Origin of the sequence: Streptomyces niveiscabiei (assembly GCF_001419795.1) — a bacterium.
GTDB lineage: Bacteria > Actinomycetota > Actinomycetes > Streptomycetales > Streptomycetaceae > Streptomyces > Streptomyces niveiscabiei.
Genome location: NZ_LIRL01000548.1, coordinates 1 through 2,238, shown reverse-complemented (window position 1 = coordinate 2,238; position 2,238 = coordinate 1). Strand labels below are relative to the sequence as shown.

At 70.4% G+C, this 2,238-nt stretch carries 1 protein-coding gene and 2 pseudogenes; all 3 read left to right on the top strand.

Annotation, left to right across the window (positions count from 1 at the left end):
• Positions 1-365 precede the first annotated feature (365 nt).
• Positions 366-1,040, top strand: a pseudogene (locus tag AOK24_RS46355) (glycosyltransferase); the annotation flags it as partial.
• 1 nt (position 1,041) lies between these two features.
• A pseudogene (locus AOK24_RS25780) lies at positions 1,042-1,395 on the top strand (acyltransferase family protein); the annotation flags it as partial.
• 46 nt (positions 1,396-1,441) lie between these two features.
• On the top strand, positions 1,442-2,134 hold the full coding sequence (locus tag AOK24_RS25775) for a demethylmenaquinone methyltransferase (RefSeq protein WP_055722455.1): 693 nt from the start codon (positions 1,442-1,444) through the stop codon (positions 2,132-2,134).
• The last annotated feature ends 104 nt before the right edge of the window (positions 2,135-2,238 follow it).

Sequence of the window (2,238 nt, the reverse complement as noted above, 5' to 3'; positions counted from 1 at the left end):
AGTTCGTCAGGAACCAACCGCTGTGACAGACCGATACCCATGGCAAGGCATCATGCCGCACCCATCTCACGCCACGTGAGACAAGCTCTTAATGTCCGGGGAATGCAATCCGAGCCCGCCATCGAAAGCCGTGCGGCCACGCGCGGCCGGCGACGCAAACGCGGCGCCGGGTCCGCTGAGGGGCCCGTGTTCGTCGACAGCTCCGGACGCAGGTCCAGGGCGTCCTCCCTGCTGCCGTTCGGCCGAGGCGGAGCCGGCCAGGGCCAGGGACCCGGTCGCCCCGCCCAACTCCGGCCGAGCGGCGGGCAAGGCGGCGGCGCTCCAGAAACCGAGGGTCATCCTCGCGCTGCTGCTCCTGCTCGCGCTGGCAGTCCGACGCCCGCGTCAACCGCGAGATGCGGCAGACCCAGTTGGCACTCGCCGGTGCCGCCGGTATCACCACGACCCTTTTCCAATGAGCGACGCCGGAGGACGGAAAAGGCGCGTCGGTCCTTTTCCACGACGCCGGGGGTGAACGGTCCCAGACCATCGCCGCGCTGCCGGAGTACATCGAGCGGATGCGGGCCGAGGGGCGCTCATCGCCGCCGTGGCGCTCGCCGAATGGACGGTGCGCACGCTCTCCGTCGGCCTCATGGTCGTAGGCGTCGCGGTGCTGGGCCGGTTCGGGATGATGCTCGTCCTCGCGCGGCGGCATCACCGCAAACGCCATGAGCGCAGGTTCAGTCGGGGGCCCGAGGTGACCCGGCGGGTCAGTGTGGTCGTCCCCGCGTACAACGAGAAGGAATGCATCGACACGGCTCGGCATGGACGGCGTACGCGTCATCCGGCAGGAGAACGCCGGGAAGCCCGCCGCGCTCAACAACGGGGTGCGCGGCGCGAGTTGCGACATCGTCGTCATGGTGGACGGCGACACCGTCTTCGAACCGGACGCCGTGCGCCACCTGGTCCAGCCGTTCGCCGACCCCGGGGTCGGAGCGGTCGCCGGGAACCGGAACACGGTCATCGGCGCCTGGCAGCACATCGAGTACGTCATGGGGTTCCCGGCTACGACCGCTCGCCGTGATCGTGCCGGCGCTGGCCGCGACGGGGTTCGGCGGCTGGTACGCCCTCACCCGTCAGGGGGAGACCGGGTCGTACGACCTCGACGACCTACCCCTCGCGCAGGCGTTCTGGTCCGCCGGGTACGTCACCCTCCTGATGTACGCGAAGTCGTACTTCGGGGTGGACCTCGCAGGGCTCGCGAAGCACCGGCGGCTCGACCGGGTCGTCGGCGTCTTCAACGCCCGCGCGGTGACGATCTACCTGTGGCACGAGATCGCGCTGATCCTCGCGGTGCCGCTGACCGACCGGTTCTGGGACGTGGCCGGGAGGAAACGGCCCCGGCTGCTGCCCTGAGGTCCCTGCCGTGGCTCCCTGGGGGGAGGCTGCAAGAATGGGCCGGGTGACCCGCGCATCCCTGGACAAGCAGCCGCACGAAGTCGCCTCGATGTTCGACAACGTGGCGGAACGGTACGACCTGACCAACGACGTGCTGTCCCTCGGGCAGGACCGGCGGTGGCGCAAGGAGGTCGCGCGGGCGGTGGATGCCCGGCCGGCCCAGAAGATCCTCGATCTCGCCGCCGGTACGGCCACCTCCTCGCTGCCGTTCGCGCAGGCCGGGGCGTATGTCGTGCCGTGCGACTTCTCCCTCGGCATGCTTCAGGTCGGCAAGCGGCGCAACTCCTGGCTGCCGTTCACCGCCGGGGACGCCACGCGGCTGCCGTTCAAGGACGACACGTTCGACGCGGTGACGATCTCGTTCGGGCTGCGGAACGTGCAGGACTTCGACGCGGGGCTCCGCGAGATGTACCGGGTGACCCGGCCCGGGGGGCGGGTCGTGATCTGCGAGTTCTCCCACCCGACGTGGGCGCCGTTCCGGACGGTCTACACGGAGTACCTGATGCGGGCGCTGCCGCCGGTGGCCCGCGCGGTGTCCTCCAACCCGGACGCGTACGTGTACCTCGCCGAGTCCATCCGGGCGTGGCCCGATCAGCCCGCCCTGGCCTCGCGGCTGCGGGAGGCCGGGTGGGCGAAGGTCGCCTGGCGGAACCTCACCGGGGGTGTGGTGACGTTGCACCGGGGCTTCAAGGACTGACGGTCCCCCTCACCGCGTAGTACTCCCGTACCCCCTACCTCAGAACCATCGGCATCTCCCTCCCCCCGTACCCCACCGCCGCGTACGGCTCCCCCGGCTCCTCC